Origin of the sequence: Actinomadura vinacea (genome assembly GCF_039532545.1) — a bacterium.
In the GTDB taxonomy this organism is placed as follows: Bacteria; Actinomycetota; Actinomycetes; order Streptosporangiales; family Streptosporangiaceae; genus Spirillospora; species Spirillospora vinacea.
In genome coordinates, this window is sequence record NZ_BAAARW010000001.1 from 181,378 (window position 1) to 198,143 (window position 16,766).

Sequence of the window (16,766 nt, forward strand, 5' to 3'; positions counted from 1 at the left end):
CACCCTTGCCGATGCTGACCTCGGGCTTTCACCCGCCGGTGCGCCTCTCGTACTGTCGGGCCTCGCGTCTCTTAGCCCGGTCCAGGAGCTACTGCGCCGCCGGAAGATCACGTAAGCCCCTGTATTTCTCTGCTGTACAGCACGGACCTGAGGAATCGCGCCCAGCGGAAATTGCCCGGCTCCGGTCGCCAACCCTGGGCCGGGGTCTGCCGCGTTGGGTGGACGTGAGTGACACGACGAAGGACCTCACCTACGCCGCGTTCGTGGAGGCGGCCTGGAGTCGGCATCTCGGCGTCGCCACGCTGCTGGCCGGAAGCCCGCATCAGGCGGAGGAGCTTGGGTTCCGGTTCGGGCAGTGGGGGATAAGTCCGGGGCACGGTGCGCCGTCGCGGTCGGATAACCGTGCGGACGCGCCTCGTCTGCGGTCGGATCTATGAAACCTGCGCAGGTCAGGAGCGGATTCGCAGCGGCCGGGCGAGGCCCTGGCAGTGGTCGGGTTCGGACACTATGTCGAGTCGACTGTCACGCTCCGCTACCTGGCGGCTGGGGACACGTTCGGGAGAACACCGCCGTCTTACTTACCCCGGCTCCTGGGAACCTAGGTATCTACCTGCCCTGACTCCCCAAGATCCCGATCTGCGGCTGGAGTACTAGAAGCCACTGCCCGACAAGTGCTCCGGGCCGCCCTTCAGCCGTTCCGGCAGGTCATCCAACGCGCACGGGCAAACCGGGGGTGTGCCGGTGGGCCGGGACGTCGGTTTGCGACGGACTCACGCAGTTGACCAGGCGCGCGATAGGTGACGCGCCCCTTGTGCGGACTGGAGCCCTTTGTCGAAGCGGTGCTATCCGCAGATTCGGGCAGCCCAAAAACGGCCTGAAACCGTCGTTCCCCCCGCGGTCGGCCAAGCGCGCCGAGTGTCGTCCCTGCTGCGAAAAGTAACCCACGCCAAGGAGGCAGCCCGCGCCGAGAAAAGGGGACTGCCTGCTCTTGACACCGAATAGGGGTGAGATCATCATGATCTCGACTCATCCGAAATATCTTCTGACCGCGGCGACAATCCCGCGCGTCGCGGCCTCCTTCCCGAACCGGCGACCTCGACTAAAGGAGGAACGATGCGCAAGCGGGTCCTGTCCCTGATGGTAGCGGCAATGGTTTCTGCGCCTGCCCTGGTTGCTACGCCCAGCGCAGCGGCGACTTCATGTTCGGACCGTAATTTTATCGCGGAAGTCGTCGCCAACAGCGCTCCTGTGCATTCGAACTACTATGGGTCATCTCCCATTATCGCAAGGTTCAACGACGGGAAGCTCATCCATATCGACAAGCTATGTATAAACAATTATGGAAACCTGTGGTATCACACGGACTGGCCTAGCACGCAGGGCTGGATCTACAGGGACTATGTGGAGTACTTCTCGGGGTGATTCCGATCGCGCCCGCGAGATGATCAGGCGGCACGAGGGGCCAATTTGATCAACGGTCGCCTCGTGGGGGCCACGTCCCGGCGCGCCGGCGGCCGACCGGTGAGGCCTGCGAGGTCGCGATCGCTGAGCTATGCGAGATCGCCACCGTCAAGAACCTTAGGGATCACTTACGCTGAGGATGACGATCTACGCTCACGCGGCCCTCGAGGAGAAGCGGGCGGCGCTTTGGAAGCTGGGGGATGCCCTCGGCTGAGGCCGTTGTCGTCAGCGCTGTCCCCAAAACGCCCCGGCCCGTTTGGCGCCGGGGCGTTTGCGCGCTTGGAAGGTGTGGGCAGGGGCGGGGGCGAACCGCCGACCTCCCGCTTTTCAGTGTGGCAGAGAGCCACTTGGGGGGTTTGTCGAGGTTGGAAGGTCGTTGCTGTGAGCCCGTGATCGGCTCTGCCTGCTGTTGCTGTCACCGGTCGCGCAGTCGACGGTTCGGTTGGCGCCTGGAGGCCGGTGGCTGTTGAGGCGGCAGCGCGGACCCCCGGGGTCGGCCGCGAACGACAGGGCGGTGGTGGCGCGAGGCGCCGCGGCTGGCCAGGGTGTTGGGGGAGGCGACGCTCAGCCGCCTCTTGGTCTCCAAGACCGCCCAGCGTTCGGCCCCGGCCTGCTGCAGCAGTTCTGTCTGGCAGATCAAGGGATCGTAGGATTTTGCCATGCACGCCACCCTCACGGAGCACGCTCGGTGCCTCTACGGCGATGAGTATCAGACCACCCCCGAGTGCAACCTTGAGCACCGCGAGCACTACTTCGTCGAGCAGTTGACCTTCGCCGACGCGAACTCGATTCTCGTCATGCTCCGTGAACTGTCTCCGCATCGAGTCGACGGATACCTTCCGGTCTGGATTCGCAACTTGGCATACCGGCTCGTGCTCCTGCAGAGGCCTGACGAGCCAGCACTGATGCGTGAGGCAGCACACAGTCTCTATTTGCATGGTCCCGACTGGGATGACATCGCCGCGGACCTCCGGCGTCGGGCTGATGCTCTTGAGGCGACGGCCTAGCGTTCGTTGACGGGTTGTGAACGGCAGGCCACGCCGACCCGCGCCGGCCATTAAAGACCGTCCGCCTACGCTGCGTGCCCCATAGGGCGTGCCGGAGTGGGCGGCTGCGGCGGCGCGAACCGCAGTCGCCATGATCTACAACAGCCGAATCCGGCAGTCGCCGATGCCCCCTGGATGCGAACTATCGGCGATCACGACCTTTGTTGCCCTACCTAGGTCGCAACGTGTGCCGTTGGAAGGCCACGTAAGCCCTCGGGCGGGACGTTCGTGACGGTCTGGCTGGGGATCTGAGGAGCCGCGCGGCAGGCAGTTGCTCTCGTGAGCGGGTACTCGGTCGAGCCTTCTCCTGCATGACGTGCAGTACGACGATCAGGTCGTGACCGTGTGTGATCAGGACGTGGTGCGCCCGAGCACATGGCAACGGCGATGAGCGTCTCCGACGGCCCTGGTGTCGGTGCGCCCTTCTATGGTGCCGATCATGGCAACACGGCCAATCCATGATCCGCGCCCGCTGTTCGCCCTGGCGGTGGGGCAAGCCGAGCAGCAGGTCGCGGCGGTACGTCCCGACGAGTTGAGCAACAGCACACCGTGCGCCGACTACGACGTTCGCGCGCTGGTCGGGCACATGGTCGCGGTGCTGCACAAGCTCGCCGGTGTCGGCGCCGGACGCGACGTCTCCGATGTTGCAGACGTGATCGACGATGTCGCCGACACCGGCTGGATCAGCGCATTCAGCAAAGCTCGCGGTGAGGTTGAGCGGGTGTGGACCGACGATGCGATGCTCGACCGCATGGTCACTTTGCCGTGGGCCACGCTGCCAGGCCGCGTCGCGCTGGACGCCTACACCCACGAGTTCACCGTGCACTCCTGGGACCTCGCCCATGCCACGGGACGGCTCAGTGAACTCGACCCGGACCTTGCGGTGCAGGCGCTCGAGGCGTTTCCGAGGTTCGCCCCGCCTGAGACCCGCAGTGAGCAGAGCCCGTTCGGTCCGGTCGTCGCGGTGCCCGACGACGCCGACGTCTACACCAGACTGGCCGCGTACCTCGGGGCGCGACCCCTGGGACTAGGGACGGCGTACCTGGAGCGGAAGGGTGACCCCATCGGGCTCATCAAGCTGCTGGGGAGCCTGAGCATGCCCGTGCTCTGCCGATCGGGATTGGGGGATGCGACTTCCACCAGAACGTGCCGTCCACGTGCTTCTTGATGCCAGTGCCCGGGAGAGCAAGGCCGTGACCGTTCGCCGCGTGGTCTCCGACGGTGATGGTGAACGTGGTGTGCATGGCCTTGGCGATTCGGTCCAGCATCGCGGGTGTCGGCTCACTTCCGCTGCCCTCGATGCGTGACGGTGGGGGTTGTGTGATGCCTGCGCGCTCGGCTACTTCTGCTTGGGTGAGTCCCAGTTCCCTGCGGCGCTCGTGGACCATGTCGCCGAGCCGAAGGTCGAGGCCGGCCAGTTCGTACTCAGGGGGCGAGTACTCCCTTCGCGCAGCCGCCGTTCACGGCCAAGCTTCCATTTGAAGTGCCCGGCCATCACTTGCTCCTCTCGTAGACATGGTCTGCTGGTCCTGTATGGGACGACTCGCAGGCCAGTCGTGCGTTCACCGCTCGCTCCACGTCGCGCGGTCGCGCGTCGTTGCGAACCTTCCGGAACACCGTCAGTAGCGCAATCAAGCGGCCGGGCCCGGTCGGTAGCCGATACGTGATCCGCCAGGCCGTTTCCTCCAGGTGGGGACGCAGTTCACGGACGCCGTGGCGCAGTGCCTTGGTGTGGTCTCGATCGAGCATGTCACCTAGGTCGACCAGGTAGTGATCGTCCAGCCCGGGCTCCGTGGGGCACTGCGGTGGTGCGCCAGCCGGTGATGACCTCCCGGGCATTAGTGTCGAGGTCGAGTTCGGTTGCGTCGACCCGTTCGACGGGGAAAGCGCGCATTTCTTCGGTGCTCAGGTGCCGTGCCCAAGACCGTCCGCGGCGCAAAGTACGCCGATGGCGGCCGGTCGCACCTGCTGGCGGCGGTAGCCGGTCAGGCCCGGAACCGATCGTCCTGGTGGTGGTGGCCCAGGCCGAGGTCCTGGACGCCAGATCCGAAGAGACCACCATCGCCCCTCCGGTACTGGCCCAGATCGACCTGAACGACAGGGTCGTCACCGCAGACGCCCTGCGTGAGTCGCACTGGCACAACTCCTGCATCGCGGGCACGGAGAGAAAGTCCACGCAGGTGAAAGGGGTTCAGTTGGGCCGGGCGGTGGACGCAGGAACTGCGAGGTTGTTTTTACATCTGTGGGAGGGGTTGCCCTGGGTCGACAGCAATGTCATCCTGACCAAGGATGGCGCACAAGCAGTGCATGCCTCCATTGGCAGAGGAGGGAATTGGCATGGAAAAGCAGATCGTCGAAAACGATCCGCAGAATCCCGGTACTGATTCATCTGAGATATTTCCGCACTTTAAGACTACGGCACACTCCAAGGGATCCGGGGACGCCGACGTGCTGATCAAAAAATAGCCTCACGCACCCTCCGGACGGACACGGCTCCCCGCAGATCAACTGCGAGGAGCCGGCTTTCTATGTCGCGCTGCGGCCTATCAAGGAGAGGCGATGCGAGTCGCTCTTGTTTCCATGCCCTGGGCATCGATCGACGCGCCGTCCCTTGCGCTAGGAATTCTTACTTCGCGGCTTCGCGAAACTCTGCCAGAGGTTGATGTGGATACACGCTACGTCAACATTGAATGTGCCGAATGGATGCGGAGCATCCTACCCGGATCGAGTGGTTACGACTATGATTTCTTGGCGCTGAGGAGTTATTTCAACGGCTGTGGCGACTGGGTGTTCTCCGCGGCCCTGAACGGCAAGCGCGAGTGGAACGTCGAGGGCTTCACTGAGCAGCTGAAAGGAAAGATCTCACCGCGAGACTACGATATCTGCATGCGCTTGCATGCGGCTGCTCCGGAATTCATTGATGCCCAGGCCGCGTCGATTTCGGCCACCAAGCCGGACCTGGTCTGCTTCACCTCGACCTTTCAGCAAAATGTGGCGTCCCTGGCGCTGGCGCGTCGGCTGAAAGAGATCGTTCCAGACGTCCGTTGCGTCATGGGGGGTGCCAACTGTGACGGGGACCAGGGGGCAGGGTTTCACCGCGTGTTCGAAGAAATCGACTTCGTCGTGCGCGGCGAGGGAGAGCGGAGCTTCCCAGAGCTCATACGCCGCCTCATGGTCGACGGGGACTTCACAGACCTGACGGATATCCCCGGACTCTGCTGGCGGAAAGGAGAAGAGTCGGTAGTCAATCCCATGGCGGACCGGCTGCTGACCCCGGCAGAGATGCCGGCCCCCGACTACGACGCTTACTTCTCGCGGATCAAGGCCACCAGCGTATCCTCCTGGTTCGAGCCACGACTGGTCGTCGAGTCCGCTCGTGGGTGTTGGTGGGGGGAGAAGCATCACTGTACGTTCTGCGGGCTCAACGGCTCGATGATGACCTTCCGAAGCAAGTCTCCCGGAGTGTTCACCCGTGAGCTGGAAGAGCTGGCGCGTCGACACAGGGTCATGGACTTCTACGTAGTCGACAACATCCTGGATATGAAGTACCTGAATACCGCCGTACAAGAAATAGCGAAAGGGGATTACGACTACCGGATCCATTACGAGATCAAGTCAAATATGAAGCTCAACCAACTGAAGCAACTCCGTGATGCGGGAATAGTGTCCGTCCAGCCGGGGATCGAGAACCTGAACGCGACTGTCCTGCGCATCATGGACAAGGGTGTCAGCGGGGTGCAGAACGTTCGAATGCTGCGGGACGCGGAGAGCCTCGGCATCTCCGTTTCCTGGAACTATCTGTTCGGATTTCCCGGCGAATCGGAGGAGCACTATCTCCCCATCATCGCCCAGCTTTCGCGGCTGCATCACCTGCAACCGCCGGGAGGTGCGTCACGCATCGCCCTCGAGCGCTTCAGTCCCTATTTTGATAGGCCTGAACTCGGGTTCACGGACCGGCGACCTCACGGCCAGTACACGATGATCTATGATCTCCCCGAGTCGGACCTCTATGACATCGCCTATCTCTTCGACACGCCTGACAAAGGAATCGAAGGCCCAGTGGTCGAGGCTCTGGAAGAAGCTCTCGCCATTTGGGGTCGACAGCACCACTCCAGCACCCTGACTCATCAAGCCTTTGGCGAGGCCATTCTCCTCGCGAACACCAGGCCAGACTTCGACTGGTGCCAGGTCGAGCTCCGAGCCCCCGAAGAGGTCTTCCTCTTTCGCATGCTGGATCAGCCGCGCACCGAGGCCGCCCTGTGCGGCGCGCTGGGCGGCGTCGGCTTCCCCCTGCAGGCCGACGCCGACACGATGGTCCGAAGAATCCTTGCGGAATGGCAACGTCTTGGCTTGCTCTTCACCGACGAAGGGCGCCATGTTCATGTGGCCACCACGGTTGAGAACCAACAGCTTTGCCGCATCACCGGTCACGCCGAGGAGGCCACCGCATGACGGACGCGTCAGCACCGTTGCGTGCAGACCGCACCGACCAAGCCGACTGGCTGAAGGTCCGCGTGCGGGACGCTGTCCCGTTCCCCGCCGGAAATCTGTATCGCTCAGGCGTCCGCACCGTGGAGCTCGACGAGCCTGTCGACCTCGCAGCACCCTCGCCTGTGGATTGCCGGAGACTGGACATCGTACGGCTGGCAACCGCTCGCGGCATGCGCGTGATCTGGGAACTTCGCGCGATGTCACCGTCCATCGGCGCCAACGAGCTGAGTCACCTTCACCCGCCTCGCCGGATCGGCGACGACCCTGACGGAACCAGGAAGATCGCAGCCTGGTGGGAGGGTTTCTACCTCGGGCGCTGCTGCTGGCGACAAGGGCCGGGCTTCCTGCAGATACGCGACCGTCGGGACCGCCGGCTGGTCAAGTACACGCTGACCGAACCTGACCTCATAGCCGCTCTGCACGAACTCGATCAGGGGAATCACAGCGTATCCGCCGAGACCGTCGGCCCACTGCTCGAGGAGCGGCTCGTTCTGGCGATGGGCGAGCTGTTCTGGCTTGCTCCGTACCGCATGGTCCGCTGGCCAGACCCGTCGATGACGGTGTGAGACGATCCGACGGCCAATACGACGCCACGCGCGCGTGCCCAGCACCATACCCGCCCGACTGCACCAGCCACGCGCGATGGTGCCCGCAGCGGCAAGACGGCGGTGGACACCAAATCAAGCGCGGGCTGCGGCGCGGAGAGCTGCTCGGGCTGCGCTGGGAGGACATCACGCTGACTCCGTGCCGGGTCTGCGAGGGAGAAGGGCGGCAACCTGGAAGGGGAGCCCTGCCCGCACTGCGCGGAAACCGGCGTCCAAGACGCCAAGCTCGAAGTGGTCCAGACTCTCTAGCCGGCGAGCTTCGCTTCGTCTCACCCAAGACCGATGACGCGACGCGGACCATTCCGCTGCCGGACCTTTGCGTCACGGCGCTGTGCGAGACACCGAAAGGGCGGACGCCTGGCCGAATGGGCAGGATCACGGGCTCGTGTTCCCGTCCCGTCTCGGCACGCCTATGGAGCCTGACAACCTGCGGCGTAGCTGGGGCCGGATCCGCGAGGCTGGGACATGCGGCTCCACGACATGCGGCACACGTGCGTCTCGCTGCTGCTGGACCTGGGCGTCCCGCCGCACGTCGTGCGGGAGATCGTCGGGCACAGCGATATTGAGGTGACGATCTATGCTCACGCGGCACTGGACGAGAAGCGGGCGGCGCTTCGGAAGCCGGGGGATGCCCTCGGCTGAGGCCGTTGTCGTCAGCGCCCTCGTCAAAACGCCCCGGGCCGTTTGGCTCCGGGGCGTTTGCGCTGCTTAGAAGTGTGGCAGGGGCGGGGTCGAACCGCCGACCTTCCGCTTTTCAGCGGCCACCCTGTTGCACAGTGCCCTGCCGAGGTCAGACGGTGCTCGACGAATGCGGGCGTGAGCTCATGGAAGCCGTCGTTGCCGTCAGCGGTCGGTGTCTTTGGGATGGCGAGGGGACGCGTAGACGACCCACACCGTGCGGTCGTCATCGTTGATCACATAGCGTACGCGTCCGCCGCTGGTGACCTCGTACTCCCATTGTTCGAGGTCCCGGCCGTTGTGCCGGTGCGTTGCGAGATCTCCGCGGAGTCGGTGCTGTCGCTCGTGGTTGGAGCGGGAACGCGGCTCGGTGCTCAGGGCTTCCAGGCATCGGCGGGTGTTCGACAGTGCGAGGCGGCATAGCTCTTCCCAGCCTCGTACCGCGTCACTGGTGCCGAACCTGACGTCCCATTCTTCGTCTGGTGGTGGGACGGTGACCCGATCCCCTCGTTTGGGGCTCAAGGCGTGACCTCGACTGGGCCGAAGTCACCAGAAGTCGACCGAAGCGCCTCCTCGTACTCCGTGCGATCCGCCTTGATCCGTGCAGTGGCGCGCCAGCCCGTGATGACCTCTTGGGCGTTCGTGTCGAGATCAAGTTCGGCTGCGTCGGACAGAGCGTTTACCAGCTCCACGGTGAAGGCGCGAACCTCGTCAGTGCTCAGGTGGCGTATCCAGGGGAACACGTCGGGCATGGCGAGCAGGAGTGCCCGAGCGCTCGGATCATGTTTCATGAGCGCCAGGAAGATCCGCGACGCGGTCGTCAAGCTCTCATCGCGCTGCTCCTCGCGGTCGGCAGCCGTTAGGTAGAAGTCAGGGGCGTCGCGGTGGGTGACGCGCAGCCGGCCGAGGCGCGCGGCACGCTCAGCTACGGACTTGGGGTTGCGGGACAGGTCGGAGAAGGTCACTGCGTCCGCGGTGGTGCTCATGCCGCCAGTATACTCAGATTGTGTTCTGAAGTTCTGTCGATATCGTTCAGGGTGCTGTTGGCACCAGGCTGCCTGGGGGCATGCCGCCCGCCGCGAATGTCTGCCTGCCTGCCCAGTACCGGAGTGGAGCCGTCCGCCGTCGCGTTGTCGTCAAAACGCCCGGGCCGTTTGGCTCCGGGGTGTTTGTGCTGGTCAGAAGGTGTGGGCAGGGGCGGGGGTCGAACCGCCGACCTTCCGCTTTTCAGAAGTGGCGACCACGCTCCCGCTACCGCATCGGCCGTGGTCGGACGGTGCCCGACGTGGCCATTGTGTGTCGATGTTGCCGTCACGGTTGCCGTCATCTGGTCGATGTTGTCAGGCGACCTTGATTGAGTGGGGGCCGACGCTGACGGTGATGTCCACGTGTCCGCCGAGTGCGGTGGCGTAGGCGCGGAGGGTCTCCAGTTCCATGGTTTCGATGTCGCCGTTCTCGATCTGGGAGACGCGGGACTGGGAGACTCCGAGGATCTGGGCGACCTCGGCTTGTGTCTTGCCGATGGCCTTGCGGAGTTCCTTGAGGTGGTGGCCGGCGACGTGGGCGTCCAGTTCGGAGCGGGCCTGGGCCTGGCGTTCGGGGTCGGCCAGTTCGGGGTTGCGGCGGTGTGCTTCGGCCTTGATGTCCTGCCAGCGGCGTCCGGTGCTCATCGTCCGGCCTCCTTGTCCTTCGCGGCCCGGTACTCGGCGTGGCTGAGCTTCCCCCCGTTGCACGGACACCGGAGGTGAGGTCACTCGCGGCTGTCTGAGGGCAGGTTGAGCCCTTCGAACGTGATCGGGCTGTACATCCCAATACTGGAATGTCGTCTGTATGGATTATACCAGCATTCGAGCCATTCGAAGATCGCGCTGGCCAGCTCTTTCCTTGTTCTCCATGTCCGGGTGTCGAGCAGCTCCAACTGCATCGTTCCCCAGAACGACTCCATCATGGAATTGTCGTAGCAGTCGCCGACCGTGCCCATCGATCCGAGCAGGCCGGCATCCCGCAGACGCTTCCCGAACGCCCAGGATGTGTACTGCGTCCCGTGGTCGGAATGCAGAATCGTCGAGTGCGGAGCCGGACTACGTCGGGTGATGGCCATGGCCAGCGCATTGACGACCAGATCGGTATCCTGACGCACGTCGATCGACCATCCGATGATCCGTCGGGAGAAGGCGTCCATTACGGCCGCGCAGTACAGTTTCCCTTCCGCTGTGGGATGCTCGGTTATATCGGTCAGCCACAAGCGATCGGGGCCGGCGACGTCGAAGCGGCGCTGCACCAGGTCCTCCTCGGTCGCGGCACCTGCCAGGCTGGGGCGGCCGCGTCGCCGGTAGACGCCCTGCAGGCCGGCCCGGCGCATCAGCCGCTCCACCCGCTTGCGGTTCACCCGCTCGCCCAGCCCGAGCGTCAGTTCGGCGTGCACCCGGGGCGAGCCGTAGCTGCCGCGGGATTCAGCGCGGATTTCGCGGATCATTTTGGTGAGTTCCTCGTTGCGCTGCGCACGCGGTGATTCAGGGCGCCCGAGCCAGTCGTAGTATCCCGAGGCGGAGACGTTCAATACTCGGCAGGCCACGGCGACCGGGATCGAGTCGGCGGCGAGTTCACGGACCAGCGAGTAGATTACTTTGGGAGGACGTTTTCTCTCGCGAAGTAGGCGGCGGCCCGCTTGAGGATCTCGTTCTCGGTCTCCAGTTGCCGGTTACGGCGCCGCAGCTCGGCCAATTCCCTCTTCTCAGCGCTCGTCAGACGCCCGGACTCGCCTTTCTCGCCGTCGTCGGCGTCGGCCTGGTTCACCCAGTTCTGCAGGCAGGAACGGCTGATGCCCAGGTCCTTGGCGAGCTGGACGAGTGACTTATCACCCTGGCGCGCCAGTTCGACGGCGCGGCGGCGGAACTCGGGCGGGTGTGGTGAGGGCATGACGGACATCCTTCCTGATGATCAAGGGTGACCTCAGGTCATGTGTCCGTGCTGTGGGGGGAAGCTCAGAAGGCCAGTGCCTGACATGAGGTTCGCAGCCGCGTCACTGGCCGAACACTCATGCCCGCTCCTGCTCACCTCGATGCCCCAAAGAGCATGGGTGCGGCTCGTCCTGAGTGAGCGTGCCGGTCAGGCGGAGAGTGCGGTCGAACGTGCCGAGCCATGGCCGCGGCTCCCTCTACGTCCAGTTCGCTCTTGCCCTGTACAGTCTCTTATGTCCGGCACGAAGAGCGTGTCGGTTTTTGCACAAAAAAGGAGATCAACATGCCTATTGGCGAGGCCACTCGTTATGTTATGGCCAGGACCGCAGGGAACCCGGCGGATGCTCTGTTCAGTGACGATCAGGACTACCTGCCCCCTCGGCTTCGGGTATTAATAGCGACGAATGAGCCCTGGGGCACCTACCACGTGCAGCCACTGCTCGCCGAGGCCGAGCGGCGCGGCTGGAGGCTGACTCAGGTGGTGCCCGACAAGTCGCGGATCAGCCCCGGAGATCCGGTGCCGACCGCGACACCACAAACGGCACCGTCGGCCGATCTGCTCGTGGTCGCCGGGGCCGGTGCCTGGCCGGTGGAGGTCGCCGGTCGATTTCCGAGGCTGCCCCTGGCCGCCAGCGGGCTCGCCTATCTGGGGCCGCGGGAAGCCGCCGACGCCAGGAGGCTGCGCCCGCGGCTGCAGGCGGTCACCGCCGCGTCGCCGGGAGCGGCCCATGCGTTCGCCGGCCATCTCGGCACGCAGCTGACGGTAATCGTCGTCGGTTCTCCGCGGACCGATGATCTGCCCAAGCGGGTGCCCGAGCCGGGGCTGGTACTGGTCCTGACGAGCGTCACCCGCCCCGACTCGACCGGGGAAGCGGCGCCCGGCACCGCTCTCCTGCTGGCGGCCGTGGAGGAACTGCGGACGGCCGGCAAGCGAATCAAGGTGGGTCTGCACCCGAGGGAGGACCCCACGTTGTGGGCCCGCTACGAGATCAGCCAGGTCCCGTCGATGAATGCCTCGGCACGGGCTGAGGCGACGATCGGGATTCCGGGAACGGTGTTCCCCCTGATCGCCGCCGTGGGCACACCTCTCGTGGGATGCACCGATCCCGCGCTGGAGGTTCCCGACTATCTGCTCACGGTCTGTTCGTCCACGATCGATGATGCCGCGCTCGCGGTATCCGCGGTGGACAATGCCCGGCTTCCGGCGCCTGAGGCGCTGCGGGAGGGCATTGGGCCGGTCGGCGGGTCGGCGGGGCGCCTATTCGACGTCTGGTCGAAGGCGGCACGAGGGGATGTCGCCGAAATGGCGTAACCCCTCGTTCCAGCTCCACCCCTAGTCACCCACTTGGGGTGGAACACCCACTGCTCAGGTGGACCGGTCGTATGCCGGTCCGCCTGGGCAGTTCTCACGAGGTGCTGCCGTACAAGCACATGGACGGCGGCCAGTTCCACCAACGGGGCGTGGTCATCGTGGTCATCGACGCCGATCCGATCGCCCGATCGCGCTTCTATATGGAGCCCGTGGACGCGCCGCGGGTGCAATGAACCGCAACGGGCGGGACGCCCTTCAACCATTCGCGATGGGTCGCAGCAGGGTGAGCAAGTCGGGCCGGCCCTTCACGGTCAGGCCGAGCCGGGTGGCGCCGCTGATGTCGATCACCCGGTGAGCAGCCCGAGGACCGCGCGGGGTGGGCCGTCCAGGACCAGGTCCGGGTCGGCGGCGCGGCCGGTCCGGGTACGGACCTGACCTTCGCCGATCTCGATGACGCCTGCTCGCCGGAGGCGACGAGCTGGATGACCCCGGCCTGTCCTCGGCCGCCCACCCCCGCTCGACCAGCCGCTTGAGCTTTGGACCGCAGCCCTTCCCGCTTGGCCGCCTCGTCCGGCAGTCCCATCGCCGCCAGGATCTGCCCGGCCCGTACCGCCTCGCCGGCATCGGCCATGATCTCCACCGCGTCCCGGGACACCTGCGGCAGCACCTGGGCCGACATGCCCGGTCGCCATGGCGGCACCGTCACCACACCACGCACCAGCGACCGCGCATCCACCGATTCGCCCTGCTCGCCCGGTTCGACGGACTCGCCCTCACCCGCGGGCACATCCACTGGCGAGGCCGCCTCCGCGTAGGTGGACGGGTTGGACACAGCCGCCGGTGGAGCGTGCGCGCTGAGCCCAGCGAGCGAAGTCGCGCCGGTTATACCGGGCGGCCATATCGCGAGCGGCAACGCCGGTGATGTGGGGGGCGGGGGCAGCGTCGGGAATGCCTGCGTTTGGGTGCCCTCGATGAGTTCGCCGGACTGCGGCTGACTGACTGGGCACACATGCTCGGCTTCCGCGGCCACTTCTCCACCAAGAGTCGCGCGTACTCGACCACCCTCGGCGCGCTTCGTGAGACCCGCATTGCCCACAACCAGCAGCGACACGAGATCACCACGGGGCGGCTGCCGCTGACCGAAGAAGACGAGGTTCTCGTCGTTGCCCACTGGCGCTACCTCGGCCAGGGGCTCACACCTGGCGAAGCACTGCTGACCGCCGCACTCACCGGAACACCGCTACCGCCGCTAGGTCCGACTGTCACCACGTATGGGAGCACAGCTTGACCGAACTGGTCCTCACCGTCGACGAAGCCGCCGCCCGGCTCCGCGTCAGCCGGTGGACCCTCTACGACCTCATCCGCTCCAACCAGCTTCGCACCATCAAGATCGGCCGTCGCCGTCTCGTCCCCGCCGATGCCCTCGCTGAATGCCTCGACCAGCTCTCGGAGGTTGCCGCCTGATGACCAAGACTGCGCTCGCTACACCTGAGGAGCCGGAACGCCGGAAGACGCGTAGGGCTCGGTCTCGTCGGCGGGCCAACGGTGAGGGGACGATCGTCCAGCGCAAGGACGGCCGGTATGAGGCCAAGGTCTTCATGCCCACCACAGCCGGGACGATCAAGCGCGTGAGCGTCTACGGCCGGACTCGCGACGAGTGCCACGCCAAGTACGTCAAGCCCAAGGCACAGGCGGATGACGGTATCCCGGTCGCTTCGGTGAGCTGGACTGTTGAGCAGAACCTCGGGTACTGGCTGAAGCACGTCGTACGAGTGGAGCGGCGACCGAAGACAGTCCAGGGCTACGAGAGCGTTGTCCGTCTCCACATCATTCCGGCGCTGGGCAAGAAGCGGTCACGGCCCGTGACGTGCGGGTCTTCGTCACCAACGTCCGTCAGGTGTGCCAGTGCTGCCGGCACGGGTGGGACGCGCAGCGGGACAAACCGCGCTGCTGCGCTCTCAAGGGCGGGGAGTGCTGCGAGTGTCCCGGCTCTCGGTGCGGATGGTGCAGTTCGTTCTAGCCGTACTGCGCAACGCCCTACAGGCGGCCGTTCGTGAGGAGGTCCTTACGCGCAACGTCGCTCGGCTCGTCACGGTGACCACGCCCAAGTACAAGGTGAATCGGGGCCTGGCGGTCGACCAGGCGCGGGCCGTTCTCAAGGCGGCACACGACGAACGGCTGTACGCGCTGTACGTCCTGGCGCTGTGCCTGGGCCCGCGGCGTGGGGAACTGCTCGGGCTGCGCTGGGAAGACATCACGCTCACACCCTGTCGGGTCTGCGGGGGAGAGGGCGGGACCCTGGAGGGGGAGCCGTGCCCGCACTGCGCGGAAACCGGCGTCCAAGACGCCAAGCTGGAAGTAGTTCAGACTCTCCAGCGGGTAGCCGGTGAGCTTCGCTTCGTCCCGCCCAAGACCGATGACTCGACGCGGACCATTCCGCTGCCGGACCTTTGCGTTACGGCGCTGTGCGAGCACAGGGTCAGGCAGGACGCCGAAAGGGCAGATGCCTGGCCGAACTGGAAGGATCACGGGCTCGTGTTCCCGTCCCGCCTGGGCACGCCCATGGAGCCTGACAACCTGCGGCGTAGCTGGGGACGGATCCGCGAGGCAGCGGGGCTGGGGGACATGAGACTCCACGACATGCGGCACACGTGCGTCTCGCTGCTCCTGGACCTGGGCGTCCCGCCGCACGCGGTTCGGGAGATCGTCGGGCACAGCGATATCGAGGTGACGATGACGATCTACGCTCACGCGGCACTGGACGAGAAGCGGGCGGCGCTTCGGAAGCTGGGGGATGCGCTCGGCTGAGGCCGTTGTCGTCAGCGCTGTCGTCAAGAACGCCCCGGGCTTACTGACTCCGGGGCGTTTTCGCTAGTCATGTGTGCTGGGCAGGGGCGGGGTCGAACCGCCGAGCTTCCGCTTTTCAGGAATACCAGCCACCCTGCTGCCCTGGTGTCGACCAAGGTTGCACGGCGGTCCAGGTGTGCCCGTGGTGGGCTCTGGTGGTGGCCGTTGCTGTCAGTTTCCGCGACGTTCAAAGCTCGCACTGCCTGGTCATCCCGTGGCCGTCGCCCCACCCTTCGGGGAAGCCACCGATCTGCTTGACTCGGCCTGGGGCGATGGCTGTCGGGGTGACTGGGCCTCCACCTCGACCGCAGACCATGTGAGGACTGCCGACAATGCTCCAGCCACACTCGAACCTGAGCGCCTCCGCCGGAGGCGTCTAGACAGAGCGCTGGGTTGGGTAGCCGTCCTCCAGATCGACGGGGATTCCGCTCTGACAGACTGCGAGGCCGGCATGGACACGGCGTAGGAGGAGTCCACCGATGTAGTCGGTTAGGGCATCGGGTTCCACGAAGCGGTGGTCGGTTAGTTCGTCGGCCGGAAGTGTGATCGCGTTCTTCTCGATGGCGCTGAGCCGGCCGCCGTCGAACAGGTACATGATCCCTGGCTTGAGGCGGGTGGGCGGTTTTGCGGGGACGAAGTCGACGCACAGCAACATGCCGGGCTCGTGGGCCAGGCCGAGTTCTTCGTTGATCTCACGGCGGGCGGTTTGTCGTGGTGTTTCCGCTGGCTCCATGGCACCGCCCGGGATGACCCAGCGGGGCTCATAGGTCGGTTTGACCAGCAGTATGTGCCCGTCGTCGTTGCGGAACAGCACTCCGGCTCCAGCGAACAGCACGGGGCGGGAAGCGTAGTACTGCTCGGCAGTCATCGCATGCGGCCGGGTGGTATCCGAGGGCATGAGATCCCAGGGTAGTGCTGCTCCGACCGACCGCCCTTCCCATTGGGGATGCTCGACCTTGTCGATGACGGGATTCGTGAAGGGCTGTTCGTGGTCGTCGTGGGCTCTACTCCAAGAAACGATCAAGGCCCAGTGTCGGGGATCTCGTCCCTGGCCTGGGCCTTCGTTGTGGAGCGGGTGACGGAATCGAACCCGGGCTGTCAGTTTGGGAACCAAACCGATCACGCCCTTTGGACCCACTGACCTGGCAAACCACGGTCCCGCAAGTGACCGTGATCAACCCCTGTTCCCCCCTGGCTGATTGCCCGCTAATTGCCCGCCACGGTTCCGGCTGACCTGCATGGACTCGTGCCCTCATCGCCCGCTGCCGCACGGACGCTCCACGCTCCGGACGCTCCGGCGAGACGGTGTGACAGACCTGTCCGCGCGGATGAGTGTCCCGGCCCGCGGGGGCCTGGGGGCGGTGGA

Annotated in this window: 21 protein-coding genes and 1 tRNA gene; 13 read left to right on the top strand and 9 right to left on the bottom strand. The window is 65.3% G+C overall.

Going from position 1 to position 16,766, the window contains the following annotated elements; genetic code table 11:
* The first annotated feature begins 1,113 nt into the window (after positions 1-1,113).
* The 3 genes from ABD340_RS00860 (at position 1,114) to ABD340_RS00870 (ending at position 3,675) form a co-directional block, all read left to right on the top strand.
* Complete coding sequence (locus tag ABD340_RS00860; RefSeq protein ID WP_344586311.1) at positions 1,114-1,422, top strand: SH3 domain-containing protein; 309 nt, start codon at positions 1,114-1,116, stop codon at positions 1,420-1,422.
* Positions 1,423-2,120: 698 nt separating this feature from the next.
* Complete coding sequence (locus tag ABD340_RS00865; RefSeq protein WP_344586312.1) at positions 2,121-2,468, top strand: hypothetical protein; 348 nt, start codon at positions 2,121-2,123, stop codon at positions 2,466-2,468.
* 478 nt (positions 2,469-2,946) lie between these two features.
* Positions 2,947-3,675, top strand: coding sequence for a TIGR03086 family metal-binding protein (locus ABD340_RS00870; protein ID WP_344586313.1), 729 nt, complete (start codon positions 2,947-2,949; stop codon positions 3,673-3,675).
* Here ABD340_RS00870 and ABD340_RS00875 read toward each other — a convergent pair.
* The gene (locus tag ABD340_RS00875; RefSeq protein ID WP_344586314.1) at positions 3,581-3,895 is read right to left on the bottom strand and encodes a helix-turn-helix domain-containing protein; all 315 of its coding nucleotides are present in this window, start codon (positions 3,893-3,895) and stop codon (positions 3,581-3,583) included. The genes ABD340_RS00870 and ABD340_RS00875 overlap by 95 nt on opposite strands.
* Positions 3,896-4,001: 106 nt before the next feature.
* Complete coding sequence (locus tag ABD340_RS47820; protein WP_425547296.1) at positions 4,002-4,346, bottom strand: type II toxin-antitoxin system RelE/ParE family toxin; 345 nt, start codon at positions 4,344-4,346, stop codon at positions 4,002-4,004.
* Between the two features lie 170 nt (positions 4,347-4,516).
* On the opposite strand from ABD340_RS47820, the gene ABD340_RS00880 reads away from it, so the two are divergent.
* The 4 genes from ABD340_RS00880 (at position 4,517) to ABD340_RS00895 (ending at position 8,245) form a co-directional block, all read left to right on the top strand.
* Positions 4,517-4,891, top strand: coding sequence for a hypothetical protein (locus ABD340_RS00880; protein WP_344586315.1), 375 nt, complete (start codon positions 4,517-4,519; stop codon positions 4,889-4,891).
* A 175-nt stretch (positions 4,892-5,066) separates the two neighbouring features.
* Positions 5,067-6,959, top strand: a complete 1,893-nt coding sequence (locus ABD340_RS00885; RefSeq protein WP_344586316.1) for a RiPP maturation radical SAM C-methyltransferase — start codon at positions 5,067-5,069, stop codon at positions 6,957-6,959.
* Positions 6,956-7,564, top strand: a complete 609-nt coding sequence (locus tag ABD340_RS00890) for a DUF5825 family protein (RefSeq protein WP_344586317.1) — start codon at positions 6,956-6,958, stop codon at positions 7,562-7,564. Before ABD340_RS00885 ends, ABD340_RS00890 begins: the two co-directional genes overlap by 4 nt.
* 504 nt (positions 7,565-8,068) lie before the next feature.
* Entirely contained in the window at positions 8,069-8,245 is a 177-nt protein-coding gene (locus ABD340_RS00895) for a tyrosine-type recombinase/integrase (RefSeq protein WP_344586318.1), read from the top strand.
* Positions 8,246-8,446: 201 nt separating this feature from the next.
* On the opposite strand, the gene ABD340_RS00900 is transcribed toward ABD340_RS00895, so the two are convergent.
* The 5 genes from ABD340_RS00900 to ABD340_RS00920 form a co-directional block, all read right to left on the bottom strand.
* Positions 8,447-8,803: a hypothetical protein gene (locus ABD340_RS00900; RefSeq protein ID WP_344586319.1), complete on the bottom strand. Its 357-nt coding sequence runs from the start codon at positions 8,801-8,803 to the stop codon at positions 8,447-8,449.
* Positions 8,800-9,267: a hypothetical protein gene (locus ABD340_RS00905; RefSeq protein ID WP_344586320.1), complete on the bottom strand. Its 468-nt coding sequence runs from the start codon at positions 9,265-9,267 to the stop codon at positions 8,800-8,802. The genes ABD340_RS00900 and ABD340_RS00905 overlap by 4 nt, the downstream gene beginning before the upstream one ends.
* Before the next feature lie 354 nt (positions 9,268-9,621).
* Complete coding sequence (locus tag ABD340_RS00910) at positions 9,622-9,951, bottom strand: helix-turn-helix domain-containing protein (protein WP_344586321.1); 330 nt, start codon at positions 9,949-9,951, stop codon at positions 9,622-9,624.
* Positions 9,952-10,031: 80 nt separating this feature from the next.
* Positions 10,032-10,904, bottom strand: coding sequence for an IS3 family transposase (locus ABD340_RS00915; RefSeq protein ID WP_344586540.1), 873 nt, complete (start codon positions 10,902-10,904; stop codon positions 10,032-10,034).
* A complete protein-coding gene (locus tag ABD340_RS00920) occupies positions 10,904-11,200 on the bottom strand; it encodes a transposase (protein WP_344586322.1) in 297 nt (98 codons plus the stop codon). The genes ABD340_RS00915 and ABD340_RS00920 overlap by 1 nt, the downstream gene beginning before the upstream one ends.
* Positions 11,201-11,524: 324 nt before the next feature.
* Here ABD340_RS00920 and ABD340_RS00925 point away from each other — a divergent pair, with 324 nt between their 5' ends.
* The 6 genes from ABD340_RS00925 to ABD340_RS00950 all read left to right on the top strand — a co-directional run bounded on the left by ABD340_RS00925 (position 11,525) and on the right by ABD340_RS00950 (position 15,361).
* Positions 11,525-12,553: a hypothetical protein gene (locus tag ABD340_RS00925; RefSeq protein ID WP_344586323.1), complete on the top strand. Its 1,029-nt coding sequence runs from the start codon at positions 11,525-11,527 to the stop codon at positions 12,551-12,553.
* A gap of 71 nt (positions 12,554-12,624) precedes the next feature.
* A complete protein-coding gene (locus ABD340_RS00930) occupies positions 12,625-12,786 on the top strand; it encodes a hypothetical protein (protein WP_344586324.1) in 162 nt (53 codons plus the stop codon).
* Positions 12,787-13,505: 719 nt separating this feature from the next.
* Positions 13,506-13,841 (top strand): replication initiator, encoded by a 336-nt coding sequence (locus ABD340_RS00935; RefSeq protein ID WP_344586542.1) that lies wholly within the window; start codon positions 13,506-13,508, stop codon positions 13,839-13,841.
* On the top strand, positions 13,838-14,017 hold the full coding sequence (locus ABD340_RS00940; protein WP_344586326.1) for a helix-turn-helix domain-containing protein: 180 nt from the start codon (positions 13,838-13,840) through the stop codon (positions 14,015-14,017). The genes ABD340_RS00935 and ABD340_RS00940 overlap by 4 nt, the downstream gene beginning before the upstream one ends.
* Before the next feature lie 134 nt (positions 14,018-14,151).
* On the top strand, positions 14,152-14,610 hold the full coding sequence (locus ABD340_RS00945) for a tyrosine-type recombinase/integrase (protein ID WP_344586543.1): 459 nt from the start codon (positions 14,152-14,154) through the stop codon (positions 14,608-14,610).
* A complete protein-coding gene (locus ABD340_RS00950; protein ID WP_344586327.1) occupies positions 14,534-15,361 on the top strand; it encodes a tyrosine-type recombinase/integrase in 828 nt (275 codons plus the stop codon). The genes ABD340_RS00945 and ABD340_RS00950 overlap by 77 nt, the downstream gene beginning before the upstream one ends.
* A gap of 77 nt (positions 15,362-15,438) precedes the next feature.
* Here ABD340_RS00950 and ABD340_RS00955 read toward each other — a convergent pair.
* A tRNA-OTHER gene (locus ABD340_RS00955) sits at positions 15,439-15,503 on the bottom strand.
* A 273-nt stretch (positions 15,504-15,776) separates the two neighbouring features.
* The gene (locus ABD340_RS00960) at positions 15,777-16,298 is read right to left on the bottom strand and encodes an NUDIX domain-containing protein (RefSeq protein WP_344586328.1); all 522 of its coding nucleotides are present in this window, start codon (positions 16,296-16,298) and stop codon (positions 15,777-15,779) included.
* Positions 16,299-16,766: the final 468 nt, after the last annotated feature.

Coding starts and splice junctions, on each gene's coding strand:
- ABD340_RS00890 (WP_344586317.1), top strand. CDS start 6,956: ATGACGGACGCGTCAGCACCGTTGCGTGCAGACCGCACCGACCAAGCC.
- ABD340_RS00910 (WP_344586321.1), bottom strand. CDS start 9,951: ATGAGCACCGGACGCCGCTGGCAGGACATCAAGGCCGAAGCACACCGC.
- ABD340_RS00930 (WP_344586324.1), top strand. CDS start 12,625: ATGCCGGTCCGCCTGGGCAGTTCTCACGAGGTGCTGCCGTACAAGCAC.
- ABD340_RS00860 (WP_344586311.1), top strand. CDS start 1,114: ATGCGCAAGCGGGTCCTGTCCCTGATGGTAGCGGCAATGGTTTCTGCG.
- ABD340_RS00925 (WP_344586323.1), top strand. CDS start 11,525: ATGCCTATTGGCGAGGCCACTCGTTATGTTATGGCCAGGACCGCAGGG.
- ABD340_RS00885 (WP_344586316.1), top strand. CDS start 5,067: ATGCGAGTCGCTCTTGTTTCCATGCCCTGGGCATCGATCGACGCGCCG.
- ABD340_RS00895 (WP_344586318.1), top strand. CDS start 8,069: ATGCGGCTCCACGACATGCGGCACACGTGCGTCTCGCTGCTGCTGGAC.
- ABD340_RS00920 (WP_344586322.1), bottom strand. CDS start 11,200: ATGCCCTCACCACACCCGCCCGAGTTCCGCCGCCGCGCCGTCGAACTG.
- ABD340_RS00875 (WP_344586314.1), bottom strand. CDS start 3,895: ATGGTCCACGAGCGCCGCAGGGAACTGGGACTCACCCAAGCAGAAGTA.
- ABD340_RS00870 (WP_344586313.1), top strand. CDS start 2,947: ATGGCAACACGGCCAATCCATGATCCGCGCCCGCTGTTCGCCCTGGCG.
- ABD340_RS47820 (WP_425547296.1), bottom strand. CDS start 4,346: ATGCCCGGGAGGTCATCACCGGCTGGCGCACCACCGCAGTGCCCCACG.
- ABD340_RS00945 (WP_344586543.1), top strand. CDS start 14,152: ATGCCCACCACAGCCGGGACGATCAAGCGCGTGAGCGTCTACGGCCGG.
- ABD340_RS00905 (WP_344586320.1), bottom strand. CDS start 9,267: ATGAGCACCACCGCGGACGCAGTGACCTTCTCCGACCTGTCCCGCAAC.
- ABD340_RS00865 (WP_344586312.1), top strand. CDS start 2,121: ATGCACGCCACCCTCACGGAGCACGCTCGGTGCCTCTACGGCGATGAG.
- ABD340_RS00960 (WP_344586328.1), bottom strand. CDS start 16,298: ATGCCCTCGGATACCACCCGGCCGCATGCGATGACTGCCGAGCAGTAC.